The following is a 15,320-nucleotide window of genomic DNA, read 5'->3' as shown; positions in this document are numbered from 1 at the left end:
CGTGCGGGTCAGCGCGGCGCGCCGGCAGCCGCGAGAATCGGCGGATGACCGACCCGTCGATCGACCAGCGGTGACGCCTGTCCGGAGGAGGACGACCCTCCTCGGAGCCGCCGCGGGTCGGATCGCGACTCTCATCCTGCTGTTGCTCGTCGGCACGTCCTCCTGTGTGAGACCGGACCATCCGACGCGGATCGAGGTCGATCGGCCGAACGCGACGGCGGACACGCCGGTACGGATCCGGGTCACCGGTGCGGAACCCGGCGAGCGGGTGGTGGTCAGGGCCGAAGCGGTGGACCGCGCCGGGGTGACCTGGCGCTCGACCGCGTCCTTCGCCGCGGACGGTGGCGGCACCGTGGACCTCGGTGCCGACACGCCGGTGGACGGGTCCTACCGCGGAATGGACGCGATGGGGCTGTTCTGGTCGATGGAACCGGAGTCCGGCTCGGCGTCGACCGGCTTCGTCCCGCCCGATCCCACGGCCAGCAGGGATTTCGTCGTACGGCTCGACGCCGTGCCGGCCAGGAGCGGGCCGGCCGGAGCCCAGATCCGCCGGACCTGGCTGGTCCCCGGCGTCAGCGTCGCCACCCTGCGGCTCGATCGCGAGGCGTGGTCGGCGAGATGTACCGACCAGGTGGCGAGAGTCGGGGCGGGGTACTGCTGGTCGGCGGCTCGGAAGGGGGCGTGAGTACCCGGTTCCAGGCGGCCCTGCTGGCGTCCCGCGGGTTCACCGCGCTGGCCGTCGGCTACTTCGGGCTGCCGGGCCTGCCACCCACGCTCCACGACATCCCGATCGAATACTTCGCCACCGCCGCCCGGCTGCTGCCACCACCGGTCCGGGTCGTCGGATACTCGCGGGGCTCGGAGGCCGCGCTGCTGGTCGCGGCGCTGCATCCCGACCTGATCGGCGGCACCATCGTCTACGACCCGGCGAGCCGGGTGAACCCGGGCTTCCCCGGTGGGGGCGACGCATGGACCCACGGCGGGAGCGCCCAGACGGTGATCCCGCTCGCGAGCATCGAGGATCCCGTGCTGGCCATCGCGGGCACCGACGATCGCCTCTGGCCGTCGGCCGACGCGGCACTCACGCTGTGGCAGCGGATCGGAGCGGAGATTCGCCTGTACGACGGGGCCGGCCACGGCGTCGGCGCACCGCCCTACCTCACCCCGGCCACCGGCGCGTACCTCCATCCGCGCACCGGCGAGGTGTTCGACCGCGGCGGCACCCGGGAGGCGGACGCGAGGGCCCGCGCGGAGAGCTGGCCGGAACTGCTGGCCGCACTCGGCGCCTGAGAGGGGCGCGCCCGCCACCCCCGGATTGCCGATGAAATCCCCCGGGTAGGGGCACCTTGTGGACCTCCTAGACGTGTTCCAGGTGATGTTCGGCATCGTCGGCCTGGTGCTGACCGGCCATGGTGTTCGGCTACTGCTGACCCGCCGCATGTCGCCCTTCACCCGGAGGAGGTGGCTGGGGCCGGTCGACGCGGGGATGTACTTCCTGTGTGGTGGGCTTTTCTTTCTGTTGCTCTCCGTGGCTTATCTCGGCCGTCTCATCGGCACGTTCGGCCCGGCGACGATGTTGACGCTGACGGCGCTGGCGATCACGTTCCTGACGATCGGCCAGGTCCGGTACCGGCCACGTGACGGGTCCACGGACGTGAGGTAGTCAGGCGTTCCGTCCGAACCCGCACTCCGATGTTCAGCACCTCCTCGCCGCCGAGGGGGTGTACCCGGGAGACGCCCACCAGAGGCCGGAAAGGGACGACCCCCGTCGGGGGGATGCGGTCTCGTGTTGTTGGCCGTTACCAATCAGTCGCGGCCCGCGCCTACAAGCAAGCCCAGCGCGTGGTCGGTTGACGTATGACACCGACTCGCATCAACGCGCGCGCTGCCTTCTTGCTGCCTCGTCGGATCGACGTCTCGGGCAACGGCTCCCAATATCGGGCGACTGCAGGCAAGGGCCGCCTCCCCCCGGCCAACACTCGCGCAGCAGGGATGTGTCTAGTTCTTACCACTTAGACCACGTACACTTCCCGACGTGAACGCTCCAGCAGGTGATCAACTGCGCGCCGCCCTGAGCGCGGAAGAGATCGCTGAGCTGAACGAGCTTGGCATCCCGGTTACCTTCCAGCCCGGCGCGGTGATCTTCAAGGAAGGCGAGCGCTCCAACCACGCGGTGTTGATCAAACGCGGACATGTGAAGGTGGTATCCGCGACACACGCAGATCAAGAGCTGGTCCTCGCGATGAGAGGCCCGAACGAGGTCGTTGGGGAGATGGCCCCTCTTGATGGGAGACCGCGCTCGGCAACGGTGGTGGCTGCGACACCCGTGGAAGCCGCGATCGTCAGTGCTGAAGACTTCAACACTTTCTTGGATGCGCACCCCAGGGTGCTTCGCTTCTTGCTGACCCAGATTATGCAGAGGTTGCGAGAGGCCGATCATGGCCGCGTGGATCTTGCCACCCTTTCAGTGACTGCAAGAGTGGCTGCGTGCCTCTTGGAGCTCGGTGAGGTCGAAGCCGGCCAGGACGCAACCGAGGAGTCAGCCCCCGTCGTGGTGCGAGTCTCCCAGAACGACATATCCGCGTACGTGGGTGCCACCCGTGAGGCTGTCGCCAAGGCCATGGGCAGCCTGCGGAGGGACGGCTTGATCAAGACTGGCTACCGCCAAATTCGGGTCATCAACCGAGAGGCACTGGCAGCCCTCGCCCAAGATCATAATACGGGGCATGTGAAGTAGTACCCATGAGACTGGTACTACTTCACACTTCGACTGTGAAGTAGTACCATTGGTTCCTCGACGTCCGGTCGTGTCCGGAAGGAGGGACTCATGCAGGCAGCTGGCTTCACAGTGCAAACGCTGGACGTCGAGTCGATGTACCAGGCGGCAGATTTCACGATGCTCGCCCTGGACATCGAGGCGTTCCATGGGGCGGGCCGGGATCTTGCAGTCCGCAAGCGACTGAGGACTGCCATGAGGATGATCGTCGAGCGGTCACTGAAGGGCGTTCCGCTCCACAGCCGCTCTCAGGCGACCATCCTCGACAGGGGTGACGGGATGATGGTGCTCTTGCCGGCCTCCGTTACCCCGATCGATCTCCTCCTCCGGGTGGTCCCGCATCTTGCCGAGTGCTTAGACAGCTATAACGACGAGGCCGAGCCAACATCCGTCATGCGGTTACGGCTAGTGATCCACGCGGGACAGGCGATCTTCGATGATGGTGGGTTCATAGGCGACGAGCTCACCTACACATTTCGCCTGCTGGACTCAGAGATGATGCGACGACGCCTAGCGACAACGGCGCAACCCATCGCCCTTGCCGTATCGAGCAGGGTTCGACAGGAGGTGGAAGCAGCAACGCCAGCTCAGCAGGCGAGCATCCCGCAGCTTGGCTCCCTGGCATTCAAGAACAAGGAGACTGAAGGACTGGCTTGGACCGCGACCCTGGGTCGGTGTGTCCCACACGGGACCCCGGTGTGAGCGTCACTGAATGTGACTGAACTGCTCAGCTCAGCTGGAGAATGCGCGGCCCGCGTCATGCGACGACGCGGACCGCATCTAACTGATCTCCCACGAAAGGTCTCACTTCGATGGCTCAATCAGCTGCTACGGACAAGGATCCTAGCTCCGACTCGCCGCCGCCATTGGACGTTCGGCTGGTACTCCTACTCTGTCTCGCAGGTGGTGCAACATGGCTGGCGCTGGTCAACCCCGTTGCCGCAGCTGCCGTTGCCTTCGGCCTCACCGTCTTGTGGACCCTGCACAAGATGCTGCGGCGGTAGCCCTACAGGTCTCGTTCGCCGAGCTAGGGTATCCCTCCCACCTGCTGCCGGCCCGCTCCCTCGGGAGCGGGCCGCGCCCGTCGATGACTCGGAGGACTAAGCTGCCGAGTAAGCAGCATCGGTACAACAACTACAGGTAAGGAGGCGGTGGCTGGCCTGGTCGTGGGACCGACCACGCCCTGCCACCTGGGCAGGCGTCGTCGCCAGTGGCTGTCGTTAGTCGTACACGCTTGGCCTCGGACGGCCTGGTGACGGCCTGGGGACTAGTCCTCGTCGACGTGGACGCGATAGCACAGTCGGAAGGCATGCCACATGCGCTCCAGCAAGCGTGAGCAAGGGGCAGTTCGTGCCTATGTCCAGGACCAGACCCATGAAGAGGTTGTCCACCTTGAGAAGGCGGCGTCCGAGCTGGTGGGACCTATGCGGCACGACATCTGGGATGTGCACTGCACCGGTAGTCGCTGGTGGGTTGTCACGGAACCCACGCATCTGTATAGCCAAGCCGACTTCAAGAGCCGCGACGTTGTATTGACATTCCATGTCGGCTTGGCTATACGACTGTCATATCAGCAGGAACGTGAAGTTCCAGTCGCCGAATCTCATGCTGAGCTTCTACCGGGCTCATGGCGGCGTTGGCAGCAAGCATTTGATGCCTGCCTACGATAGCGGCGACGAGGCTGAGAACTTCCAAGCCGTCGGCATGCGGCTGCGGGAGTGCCTCGTCTCATTCATCGGCGAGACTACCGATGAGAGCCTGGTTCCGGACGCCACCTCACCGCCGAAGAAGGCGGATTTCAAGGGCTGGATGGAACACTTGGCGAACCGCCTTGCAGCGGGCGATTCGTCTGCAAAACTGCGATCTTATCTAAAGGCTATTTCGATAGAAACATGGTCGTACACCAACGGTCTAACGCATGCCAAGAACGCCGCTCGGATAGATGCGGAAATCGCACTCAAGATGGTGGAGCACCTGCTGGGCATGTTCAGCGCTGCTCGGTTGCGGCATGCTCGGCTAAGCGTTCGCTGCGATTCCTGCCAGTCCTACCGGGTGATCGCTGGCGTTTGCGAGCACTGCGGCTGGGTCGATGCTGAGTACGTACCACATCCCCAACGTGAGATCAGCGAAGACGAACGAGCGCGACGTCTGGCCGAACCATGTACGCCGAGTTCAGACATCTCGACCTTCATGACACCGAACGACTTCGGTGGTTGAGCCGCAACGAGTCGTCCCCTGCAACGCGGTTCGACAGAGTGTCGGATACCAGTCGCGCTGCTTGAAAGCCCACGATGCACCCACTAGCTTCCCACGGGCACGTTAAACAAAGCGTAATCCGCATCGCTGAAAGTAAGGGTGGAGCAAATTGGGCCTCGCCGACGATCTGAAAGAGTCTGTACGCCGACACGTCGAAGACGCGTGCACCATCATCCAAACCGACAAAATCCCGGAACGCCAAGATATTAAGCTTGCCGCCGAAGCTATTCAGATTGAAGCCACCGCACTGTCTATTGACATTCGACAGTTTTCAGGGCTAACCAACGCCTTCGGCCGCCAGGTTGTCGTCAAGATGCTCCGAGCATTCTTCGAAGGCTCAGTTAGAATCGTCGAAAGCTCAGCCGGAACTGTGGCAGATTTCAATGGCGACGGGATGATTGTCCTCTTCACCGGCGCGGACCGAACCGAACGGGCCTTTCAGGCGGCAAGCCAGATACGCTGGTTTCTTAGCGAGGTCCTACGGCCTCGTTTCGCAGGGTACTTCGAGTCCGACCAGGTACTTAAGGCTCGAATTGAAGAGTTCGATGCCGGTTGCGGTCTAGATGACGGGCTGGTACTTATTGGCCGCGTGGGCGCAGACGGTTTTAGCGACATAGCGTGGGTTGGCAGGTGCGTCAATACGGCGGCCAAAGCATGCAAACTTGCCGGATCATCTGCGCCGATCATCGCAACTCACGAGGTGTATGAGCGCTTGGACGCGTCCACCTTTGCGGGTGCAGTAAATTGGACGCCAATCGATCTAATAACGGTGGGTGGCGTCCAGCGGGAAGTGATTGCCACCAGTCACATCAGCGCTCCGTGACCGTCTTCTACGATCGCAGCTCTCGGTAAGCCTGCCATCCCGTCTGCCGTCGACCCGCACATCTGTGGAGCGGGCCGCCGCCCGGCCCGCCACAACAAGACGGCCTTGACGCACGGTCGGACGCTGGCGGGTCGGGCGGTGGTCTGCTCGGCTTGCCCGGGTCGATGGCAGACGGGATGGCCTACCGCGACCACCCACGGACCGACACGCGCCGACGGGGTTGCAACCATCTCGGAGCCCGAGCGCCCCCGCCGGAGGCGCAGTAACCGCGACCCCGCGACCGCCGCCAGCTCGCCGACGCGGCCGGCGTGCGCTTCCCTACGCCGCGCGGGCTCGTGGCCGCGCGGCCCGGCCGGCTGCCGGCCCACCACCCACCGGTCAACGCCCCTGTCGTTCTGCGGCGGCCCCTTGGGCTTCACGCTTCCGCGCCAGCCGCCGGGCGTGTTGCGTGGCCGGAGTCGGAGCGCCAGCGCAGCGACGGACGCGCGCCCAGGCGGCGGCGCGTGCGGCCCGTTGCGGGCCGCCTTGAAGACGTACAGAAAGTTTGAACCAACTTCGCCGGCAGCCCGGTGTCCGGTCACGGGACATGCTTGACACTCGCGTCCCACCACGTCCTTTACAAGATCCGTTCGGCCAGTCGATGACGGAGTGGGTCGGCGGAGATGATGTCGGCATGGACGCATGGGTAGACGGCGACCTGGCTGGCGAGTTCGAGCGGCAGCTTGATGACCTCCTGGCCGAGCTGAACTCAGACTGGGCAGAGCCCGAACTGCCGCCGAGGTTCGCGAGCAACGAGTCGTTCCGTCGCTACCACCGAAGGAATGGCAAGCGCTGGCAGCTTGCACGCGTTCTTCGAGAACGTCCTGACCTGGCGGCCACCCTGGCCGGCCAAGTCTTGGCCGCTGTGGTCTGCGACGAAGATGTGGCCGCCAATCGCCAACTCATCGAGCCGATGTTGACGGCGGTGGGCCGTCGCAGGGTCCAGGAGTACCTCATCTCGGTCGTCACCTCTGGACCGCTACTGCAACGCGTCTGCGCAGTCCGCGCCTGGTACTGGTCGCAGGCCGTGCTCGTGTACGAGTCGCCTGAAGCGCTGCCCAGCAGACAGCCCACGACGGGTAGCCAAGCCCAAGATGATGAGGTTGCCGACCTGCGCGCGTGGTATCGCGCAGCCTGTCTCACCGCCTTCGTCGAGTGCGACCACAACACCACACGGGAATGGCTCGCCCGAGGCTTCATTCTGGACGAGTCCTTCTATCCGTCGAACCTGCAAGGCAGGGTGGCTGCGGCCCGCGCTATCGCCGAATCCGACCCGGTCCGGTTCAAGGAACTCATCGTCAAGACCACCGACGGAACGAACCTCGCTGCCATCCGGCCCGCTGATGATCGCTGAATCCGGCGCAACCCGCCCGAACCTCGTGATCTCCGCGTAGCGTCCTGACGTCACATTTGAGGAGGCAACGAACCTAGGCTGTCAACCATCAGGTGGGACGGATCTGTCAAGCATGTGGTGGGACCAGACATCGCCGGCAGCCCGGCCGGCCCGGTCAGATGCCGAGGCTTCGCTGATGTTCGCCGAACGATCGTGTGAGGCTGCCGAGAGCGGCTTTGCCCTTCTCGGCGGTACCAAGTGACGATCGGCCAATGACGCCGCTGGTGGTGTAGGCCGCCATGCCGAGAGTGAGGAGGTGCGGCCGGTGGTTGGCCGTCCAGTCCGCGGTTTCGTTGCCCGCTCGGATCAACTCTGGGGCTACGTGCAGTAGTAGCGACGTCTCCAGCTCGCCCGCGTGCATGTCGTCGTGGCTGCTGGTTTCCATGTCGGCGTCGGTGCGGGCCGTGGTCCAGTCGTGCCCTTGCGGGTAGAGGCTCATCTTCGGCCCGTGGGCTGCCGTGTACTCCTGAACGACGTTCGACAGGACGTAGTTGCCGCCGTGTCCGTTGACGAGGACCAGGTGCTCGACGCCGGACCGAGTCAGCGAATCGGCAACATCGGTCACGATGGCGAAGAGGGTACGAGAGCTGATGCTGACGGTTCCTCGCCAGCTTGAGTGCTCGTGGGAGCAGGATTTGGTTGCCCTCGCTCGTCCGCGCCGGGCTGCTCGGCCAGGTCGTCAACACCGGCCCGCACCGGTACCGCGCGACGTGGCCGGACCGGGAGGGCGTCGAGTGGTCGGCAGAGTTCACGACCGAGCGGGAAGCGGTCGCCTGTGTGGCGGCCAAGGCCGTCGGCGGGATGCGGTTCCACGATCTGCGGCACGCCTACGCGACCTGGCTGGTCACCGACGGCGTGCCGATCAACCTGGTGCAGCGGGTCATGGGCCACGAGCAGGCGTCCACGACGCTCAATCGTTATACGCACACCCCGGACGACTACGCCGCCCGCGTCCTGGAGGCGTTCGACCGCTCCGCTGCCTCTGTGCTGCCTGCGACCGGGGAAACGCCCTCGGCAGACGGCTTCGATGGGGACGGAGACGACCTGTGACCTGCGACGCAGCACTGCTCCCGGAAAGGGACGACCCCCGTCGGGGGGAGACGGGGGTCGTCGGAGGTTCGGCTCCGGGGGGGTTGAGCCGAACCCACTCAGCGGTCACGGGGGGTGCGACCGCTGAGGGTCTGTCGGTTGTCCGAGATATGAACACTCGTCGTGGTGACAAGTCTGCCTGAGCAGACCTCACTACGTCGAGTGTTGTCACCTCTACTCCCTGCGAATTTGTGTTCGCAGAGTGTGACTGCCGTCACTATGCGCAGGGGCGTGAGAGGTCGGCCCGCAGGTCCGAGGGGGGTTGTCGACCCCGGGCACCCGCCGACGATAGACCATCGGGCTAGACTTTCGCGCCGTGGGCCGAAGTGCCGCTTTCTTCGATCTGGACAAGACCGTCATCGCCAAGTCGAGCGCCCTGGCGTTCGGTCGGCCGTTCTACCGGGACGGTCTGATCACCCGGCGTGACGTGGTCAAGTCGGCGTACGCGCAGCTGATGTTCCGGCTGGGCGGCACCGACGAGCAGACCATGGCCAGGACCCGGGACTACCTGGCCGCGCTCTGCAAGGGCTGGCCGGTGGAACAGGTCCGCCAGATCGTCGCGGAGACGCTCCACGAACTGATCAACCCCTACGTGTACGCCGAGGCCGCCGCCCTCATCGAGGAGCACCAGGCCGCCGGCCGCGACGTCGTCCTGGTGTCCGCCTCCGGCGAGGAGATGGTCCGCCCGATCGGCGTACTGCTGGGGGTCACCGACGTGATCGCCACCCGGATGGGCGTGGTGGACGGCCGCTACAGCGGCGAGGTGGAGTTCTACGCGGCCGGCCCGAGCAAGGTCGAGGCCGTCGGCGAGCTGGCCACCGAGCGGGGGTACGACCTGGCCACCTCGTACGCGTACTCCGACTCGTACAGCGACCGGCCGTTGCTGGAGTGCGTCGGCCACCCCACGGTGGTCAACCCGGACCGGCAGCTGCGCCGGCTCGCGGTCGAGAACGCGTGGCCGGTGCTGGAGTTCCGGCACCCGATTCCGCTGGGCCGCCGGTTGCGGGAACGCCCCGCCGTGCCGGTCGCCGCCGCCGCGCTCGGCGTCGGGGTCGGGGTGGTCATCGGCATCGCCTGGTACGGCCGGCACCGTCGTACCCGCGCCACCCCGGCCACCGCCTGACGCCGCTCAGCTCCGTCCCGCCCGCGCCCTCTTCCTCCCGGTGACGATCCCGCCGGCGAACCACAGCGACGCCACCCCCGTCGGCCCCGAGCGGGTCAGGCGGCGGCGAGCACCTCGTCGCCGATGACGGTGAGCTGGTCGGCGCCGACCTCCACCGCCGCCATGTAGTGCCGCAGCCAGGACCGCAGCCCGTCCGGGGTGCCGGTGGCGAAGGCGCCGGCCGACCCCACGTACTCCGGCTCGCGCTCGTGGTGACCGACGTCGACGGCGAGCAGGCCACGCGGGTCGAGGCCGCTGGCGAGCAGCACCAGCCGGGCGGCCCCCCGGGCCACCACGCCGGACGGGCCGGCGAAGGGCCGCAGGTTCAGCAGTTCGCCGTGCACCACCGCGGCGAGGACCAGCGGGGAGACCTCGGTGCCGCCGGCGACCAGGTTGACCAGCCCGTCGAGCCGGGCGGCGACCACCGGGTCGGCGACCGGCCGGCCCAGTTCCGCCTCGGTCACCACGTCCCGGGCGGCGAGCACGTGCAGCTTCGCCAGCGCCTGCCGGGGAGCCTTCGGCCACAGCTCGGACAACCCGGGCAGCGCGCCGGCGACCCGCAGCGCACCCTGCACCACCGGCTCGGTGACGGTGCCGGCGCGGACCGACTCGCGTTCGCCGGCGTACCCCTCCAGGGCGGCGCTGGCCACCGCGGACCGCAGGCTGACCTCGGCCGCGACCTGGCCGCCGTGCCGGCGCAGCGCGCGGTGTCCCAGCGCCTGGTCGAAGCGCTCGCGGGCCCGCTCCACGGCGGGGGCGACGTCGGCGAGAGTGAGCAGCGGGGCGAGCGGGTCGGCGGTCACCTCGTCACGCTAGCCACCGCCGCGGCTCCGTTGTTAAGAAGGGGCCCTTCCTATACACGAGACGTTAATAAGGGGCCCTTCCTTGCACTACAGCGCCGTCCGGCGCGTGCGGCGGGCCGCTCGGCGCGGTACCCGCGGCGTGCGGTCGCCGGTGCCCGGGGGCGCGGCTACCCTTCCCTGCAACGAGACGCGGGTCACCGAGCGACGAGGGAGCACGGCATGAGCGAGGCCTTGGCCAACCTGCTGAACGAGACACGCCAGTTCCCGCCGCCGGCCGAGCTTGCCGCGAACGCCAACGTCACCGGCGACGCGTACGCCGAGGCCGACGGCGACCGGCTGGCCTTCTGGGAGCGGCAGGCGGGCCGGCTGAGCTGGGCCAGGCAGTGGGACCAGGTGCTGGACTGGTCGAACCCGCCGTTCGCGAAGTGGTTCGTGGGCGGGCAGCTGAACGTCGCCTACAACTGCCTGGACCGGCACGTCGAGGCCGGCCGGGGCGACAAGGTGGCGATCCACTGGGAGGGCGAGCCGGGTGACACCCGGACCATCACGTACGCGGACCTGCACCGGGCGACCTGCCAGGCGGCGAACGCGCTGACCGACCTGGGGGTGACCGCCGGCGACCGGGTGGCCATCTACCTGCCGATGATCCCGGAGGCGGCGGTCGCGATGCTGGCGTGCGCCCGGATCGGCGCCACCCACAGCGTGGTCTTCGGCGGCTTCTCCGCCGACGCGCTGACCAACCGGATCCAGGACGCCAGTGCCAAGGTCGTGATCACCGCCGACGGGGGTTACCGGCGGGGCAAGCCGTCGGCGCTGAAGCCGACGGTGGACGAGGCGGTGGCGAACTGCCCGTCGATCGAGCACGTGCTGGTGGTCCGGCGGACCGGCGAGGAGGTCGCCTGGTCGGCGAAGGACCACTGGTGGCACGAGACGGTGGAGACCGCGTCGGCGGAGCACACGCCGGAGGCGTTCGACGCCGAGCACCCGCTGTTCATCCTCTACACCAGTGGCACCACGGCCCGGCCGAAGGGCATCCTGCACACCACCGGCGGTTACCTCACCCAGGCGTCGTACACCGCGCACGCGGTCTTCGACCTGAAGCCGGAGACCGACGTCTACTGGTGCACCGCCGACATCGGCTGGGTCACCGGGCACTCCTACATCGTGTACGGGCCGCTCTCCAACGGCGTCACCCAGGTCATGTACGAGGGCACCCCGGACACCCCGCACAAGGGCCGGTTCTGGGAGGTGGTCGACAAGTACAAGGTGAGCATCCTGTACACCGCGCCGACCCTGATCCGCACGATGATGAAGTGGGGCGAGGACATCCCGGCCGGGTTCGACCTGTCGTCGCTGCGGCTGCTGGGCAGCGTCGGTGAGCCGATCAACCCGGAGGCGTGGATGTGGTACCGGCAGCACGTGGGCCGGGACGCGCTGCCGATCGTGGACACCTGGTGGCAGACCGAGACCGGCGCGATCATGATTTCCCCGCTGCCCGGGGTCACCGCGGCCAAGCCGGGCAGCGCGATGACGCCGCTGCCGGGCATCGCCGCCGACGTGGTGGACGACACCGGCGCGTCGGTGCCCAACGGCGGTGGCGGTTACCTGGTGCTCACCGAGCCGTGGCCGTCGATGCTGCGCACGATCTGGGGCGACGACAACCGCTTCCTGGAGACGTACTGGTCGCGGTTCGGCGCGGGCGCCGGCGGCAGCGGGCAGGGCGAGTGGGTCTACTTCGCCGGTGACGGCGCGAAGAAGGACGACGACGGGCACGTCTGGCTGCTCGGCCGGGTCGACGACGTGATGCTGGTGTCCGGGCACAACATCTCCACCACCGAGGTGGAGTCGGCGCTGGTGTCGCACCCGTCGGTCGCCGAGGCGGCGGTGGTGGGCGCCACCGACCCGACCACCGGGCAGGCGATCGTCGCCTTCGCCATCCCGCGGGGCAGCGCCGACGTCGCCGGGGACGCGGGCGAGCGGTTGATCGCCGAGCTGCGCAACCACGTCGCCAAGGCGCTCGGCCCGATCGCCAAGCCCCGGCAGATCATGCTGGTGCCGGAGTTGCCGAAGACCCGCTCCGGGAAGATCATGCGCCGGTTGCTGCGGGACGTGGCGGAGAACCGGTCGCTGGGTGACGTCACCACCCTCCAGGACTCGTCGGTGATGGAGCTGATCTCCTCGGGAATGAGCGGCGGAAAGTCCGACGAGGACTGACGGCAGTCGTACCAACCGGTGGGTGGCGGTCCGCGCGGACCGCCACCCACCGTCGTTTTCCCGAGCTTTCCTACCCGTCGGTACGCGGATCCGCGCAGCTCACCGGCACTGAGGAAGCAAAGACGTATGACACTGAAAAGCGTTGCCAACAAAAACTTGCTACAAATCGACGCGGTTGTCTTCACACCCGTCACACCAGTGTCTATGTTCACCATGTGTCCCACTGGTGGGACCTTTCTGCCGGCCCCAACCCCCTCGGGCCGGTTCCCCAACACCGGAGGTACCACGTGCGCAAAGTCGCAGTGGGTCTGCTCGGGCTCTCGCTGACCGCGACCGGGCTGGCGGTCGGCCCGTCCGCCAGCGCCGCTCCGCAGCCGAAGTTGCCAACGACCGCGCCGGCGGTCGCCGAGCCAGCCCATGCCGACCACGACCTGCCCAACCCGCTGGAGGACAAGCGCCGCGCACTGCGCCAGGAGGGCCTGAGCAAGGTCCTCTCCGGCGAGGCCACCGCCAAGCGGGTCAACGGCAGCACCGTCGTCAAGGTCGGTGAGACCGCCGCCGCCGCGCCCGGCTCGACCAGCGCGACCGCCCGGGCTGCCCGCGGCAAGGGCGGCAAGAAGGACCAGTACGTCGAGCTGTCCCGGGAGAAGACCGACCAGATCTTCGTGATCCTGGCCGAGTTCGGCAACGAGCGGCACCCCGACTACCCGGACAAGGACCTCAACCCGGACTGGGCGGGTCCGAACCGGTTCGACGGTCCGCTGCACAACGAGATCCCGAAGCCGAACCGCGCGGTGGACAACTCCACCGTGTGGCAGGCGGACTACAGCCCGGAATACTTCCGCAAGCTCTACTTCGGCACCAAGCCGGGCGACGAGTCGGTGAAGCAGTACTACGAGGCCCAGTCGTCGGGTCGCTACAGCGTCGACGGCGTGGTCAGCAACTGGGTCAAGGTCAAGCACAACGAGGCCCGGTACGGCCGCTCGCTCGACCCGGTGGAGGAGCCGGAGCCGGGCGAGGAGCCGGACCCGAACGACGACCCCGCCGTCTGCTCCAGCAACGTCTGCCAGAACACCTGGGAGCTGGTCCGCGACGCCGCCAACCAGTGGGTCGCCGACCAGAAGGCCCAGGGTCGCACCGACGCCCAGATCGCCGCGGACGTCAAGGCGATGGACAAGTGGGACCGGTACGACTTCGACGGTGACGGCAACTTCAACGAGTCGGACGGCTACATCGACCACTTCCAGATCGTCCACTCCGGCGGCGACATGGCCGACGGTGACCCGAACCAGGGTGAGGACGCCATCTGGAGCCACCGGTGGTACGCCTTCGCCAACGACCAGGGCGTGACCGGACCGTCGGTCTTCCCGGCCGGTGGCACCCAGATCGGCAACACCGGCGTGTGGATCGGCGACTACACCATCCAGCCGGAGAACGGCGGACGGAGCGTCTTCTACCACGAGTACGCCCACGACCTGGGCCTGCCGGACGACTACAACGTCAACGTCAGCGCCGACAACAACAACGAGCACTGGACCCTGATGGCCCAGAGCCGGTTGAGCGGCAAGAACGACGGCGGCATCGGCGAGCGCGGCGGCGACCTCGGCGCGTGGAACAAGCTCCAGCTCGGCTGGCTCGACTACGAGGTGATCGTGGCCGGCCAGAAGCGCACCCTGGAACTCGGCCCGCAGGAGTACAACTCCGCCAAGCCGCAGGCCGCCGTGGTGGTGCTCCCCGAGCGGGAGTACACGTTCAACAACCCGAAGCCGGCCGAGGGCACCAAGCAGTTCTTCTCGGGCAACGCCGACGGTCTGAACAACACGATGACCCGGACCATCGACCTCACCGGGAAGTCGTCGGCGTCGCTGTCGATGAAGGGCAACTACAACATCGAGCGGGATTACGACTACCTCTACTTCGAGGGTTCGCTGGACGGCGGCGCGACCTGGTCGGTGCTGCCGGGCACGGTCAACGGCCAGCCGATCCCGCCGCTGTCCAACCAGGACCCGCGGCCGGCTCTCACCGGCAGCAGCGGCGGCAAGTGGGCGGACATCACCATCCCGATGGACTTCGCGGCGGGCAAGGTCGCGCAGTTCCGGATGCGGTACGCCACCGACGGCGGCGTGTCCTCGGGCGGCTTCTTCGGTGACGCGATCACCGTGACCGCCGACGGTCAGACCGTGCTCACCGAGGGTGCCGAGGCCGGTGCCCCCGGCTGGGAGCTCGACGGATGGGAGATCGTCGAGGAGACCTACACCCGGATGTTCGCGAACTACTACATCGCGGGCCACCGGTCGTACGTCTCGTACGACAAGTACCTGAAGACCGGCCCGTACTTCTTCGGCTACGCGAACACCCGGCCGGACTGGGTCGACCACTACGCGTACCAGGAGGGGCTGCTCATCTCCTACTGGAACCTGCGGTGGGCGGACAACGACACGGTCAACCACCCGGGTGAGGGTCGCAACCTCTACATCGACGCCCACCCGCGGCCGATCTACAACCTGACCGGCCAGCCGTGGCGGGCCCGGGTCCAGGTGTACGACGCTCCGTTCAGCCTGAAGAAGGCGGACTCGTTCACGCTGCACCTCAACAGCCAGCCGCAGTACATCCGCGGCCAGGCGGCGCAGCCGCTGTTCGACGACACCAAGAAGTACTGGTACTCGGAGCTGCCGAACCACGGCGTCAAGCTCCCGGCCACCGGCACCAAGATCAAGGTGCTGGAGCAGAAGGGCACCTCGGTCAAGGTGCGCTTCAGCTGACCC

At 67.2% G+C, this 15,320-nt stretch carries 14 protein-coding genes; 12 read left to right on the top strand and 2 right to left on the bottom strand.

Annotated features, from left to right (window positions below; genetic code table 11):
- Positions 1-166 precede the first annotated feature (166 nt).
- The 8 genes from D7223_RS10455 to D7223_RS10425 all read left to right on the top strand — a co-directional run bounded on the left by D7223_RS10455 (position 167) and on the right by D7223_RS10425 (position 7,248).
- Positions 167-685: an acyl-CoA thioesterase/BAAT N-terminal domain-containing protein gene (locus tag D7223_RS10455; RefSeq protein ID WP_158610855.1), complete on the top strand. Its 519-nt coding sequence runs from the start codon at positions 167-169 to the stop codon at positions 683-685.
- Positions 682-1,290: an acyl-CoA thioester hydrolase/BAAT C-terminal domain-containing protein gene (locus D7223_RS10450; RefSeq protein WP_158610854.1), complete on the top strand. Its 609-nt coding sequence runs from the start codon at positions 682-684 to the stop codon at positions 1,288-1,290. Before D7223_RS10455 ends, D7223_RS10450 begins: the two co-directional genes overlap by 4 nt.
- 73 nt (positions 1,291-1,363) lie before the next feature.
- The gene (locus D7223_RS10445; RefSeq protein ID WP_147252616.1) at positions 1,364-1,663 is read left to right on the top strand and encodes a hypothetical protein; all 300 of its coding nucleotides are present in this window, start codon (positions 1,364-1,366) and stop codon (positions 1,661-1,663) included.
- Positions 1,664-2,035: 372 nt separating this feature from the next.
- Positions 2,036-2,737 carry a Crp/Fnr family transcriptional regulator gene (locus D7223_RS10440; protein WP_120727590.1) on the top strand — a complete coding sequence of 234 codons (702 nt, stop codon included), beginning with the start codon at positions 2,036-2,038 and terminating at the stop codon, positions 2,735-2,737.
- Positions 2,738-2,827: 90 nt separating this feature from the next.
- On the top strand, positions 2,828-3,478 hold the full coding sequence (locus tag D7223_RS10435; protein ID WP_120727588.1) for a hypothetical protein: 651 nt from the start codon (positions 2,828-2,830) through the stop codon (positions 3,476-3,478).
- 879 nt (positions 3,479-4,357) lie between these two features.
- Positions 4,358-4,993 (top strand): hypothetical protein, encoded by a 636-nt coding sequence (locus tag D7223_RS32465; protein ID WP_147252617.1) that lies wholly within the window; start codon positions 4,358-4,360, stop codon positions 4,991-4,993.
- Positions 4,994-5,141: 148 nt separating this feature from the next.
- Entirely contained in the window at positions 5,142-5,855 is a 714-nt protein-coding gene (locus D7223_RS10430; RefSeq protein WP_120727586.1) for an adenylate/guanylate cyclase domain-containing protein, read from the top strand.
- Positions 5,856-6,528: 673 nt separating this feature from the next.
- Positions 6,529-7,248 carry a hypothetical protein gene (locus D7223_RS10425; RefSeq protein ID WP_147252618.1) on the top strand — a complete coding sequence of 240 codons (720 nt, stop codon included), beginning with the start codon at positions 6,529-6,531 and terminating at the stop codon, positions 7,246-7,248.
- Positions 7,249-7,402: 154 nt separating this feature from the next.
- Here D7223_RS10425 and D7223_RS10420 read toward each other — a convergent pair whose 3' ends face one another.
- Positions 7,403-7,879 carry a creatininase family protein gene (locus D7223_RS10420; RefSeq protein ID WP_120727583.1) on the bottom strand — a complete coding sequence of 159 codons (477 nt, stop codon included), beginning with the start codon at positions 7,877-7,879 and terminating at the stop codon, positions 7,403-7,405.
- A 47-nt stretch (positions 7,880-7,926) separates the two neighbouring features.
- Between D7223_RS10420 and D7223_RS10415 the strand changes: the two genes are divergently transcribed.
- Together D7223_RS10415 and D7223_RS10410 are read left to right on the top strand one after the other, a co-directional pair.
- Positions 7,927-8,337 carry a tyrosine-type recombinase/integrase gene (locus D7223_RS10415; RefSeq protein ID WP_238161793.1) on the top strand — a complete coding sequence of 137 codons (411 nt, stop codon included), beginning with the start codon at positions 7,927-7,929 and terminating at the stop codon, positions 8,335-8,337.
- A 355-nt stretch (positions 8,338-8,692) separates the two neighbouring features.
- The gene (locus D7223_RS10410) at positions 8,693-9,499 is read left to right on the top strand and encodes an HAD family hydrolase (protein WP_120727581.1); all 807 of its coding nucleotides are present in this window, start codon (positions 8,693-8,695) and stop codon (positions 9,497-9,499) included.
- Positions 9,500-9,594: 95 nt separating this feature from the next.
- Here D7223_RS10410 and D7223_RS10405 read toward each other — a convergent pair whose 3' ends face one another.
- On the bottom strand, positions 9,595-10,341 hold the full coding sequence (locus D7223_RS10405) for a Fic family protein (protein ID WP_120727579.1): 747 nt from the start codon (positions 10,339-10,341) through the stop codon (positions 9,595-9,597).
- A gap of 219 nt (positions 10,342-10,560) precedes the next feature.
- On the opposite strand from D7223_RS10405, the gene acs reads away from it, so the two are divergent.
- Both acs and D7223_RS10395 read left to right on the top strand, forming a co-directional pair.
- On the top strand, positions 10,561-12,555 hold the full coding sequence (gene acs, locus D7223_RS10400; protein WP_120727577.1) for an acetate--CoA ligase: 1,995 nt from the start codon (positions 10,561-10,563) through the stop codon (positions 12,553-12,555).
- 302 nt (positions 12,556-12,857) lie between these two features.
- Positions 12,858-15,317 (top strand): immune inhibitor A domain-containing protein, encoded by a 2,460-nt coding sequence (locus D7223_RS10395; protein WP_120727575.1) that lies wholly within the window; start codon positions 12,858-12,860, stop codon positions 15,315-15,317.
- The last annotated feature ends 3 nt before the right edge of the window (positions 15,318-15,320 follow it).

It is taken from the genome of Micromonospora endolithica (genome assembly GCF_003626595.1).
GTDB lineage: Bacteria > Actinomycetota > Actinomycetes > Mycobacteriales > Micromonosporaceae > Micromonospora > Micromonospora endolithica.
This window is presented reverse-complemented; position numbering and strand designations above follow the sequence as displayed.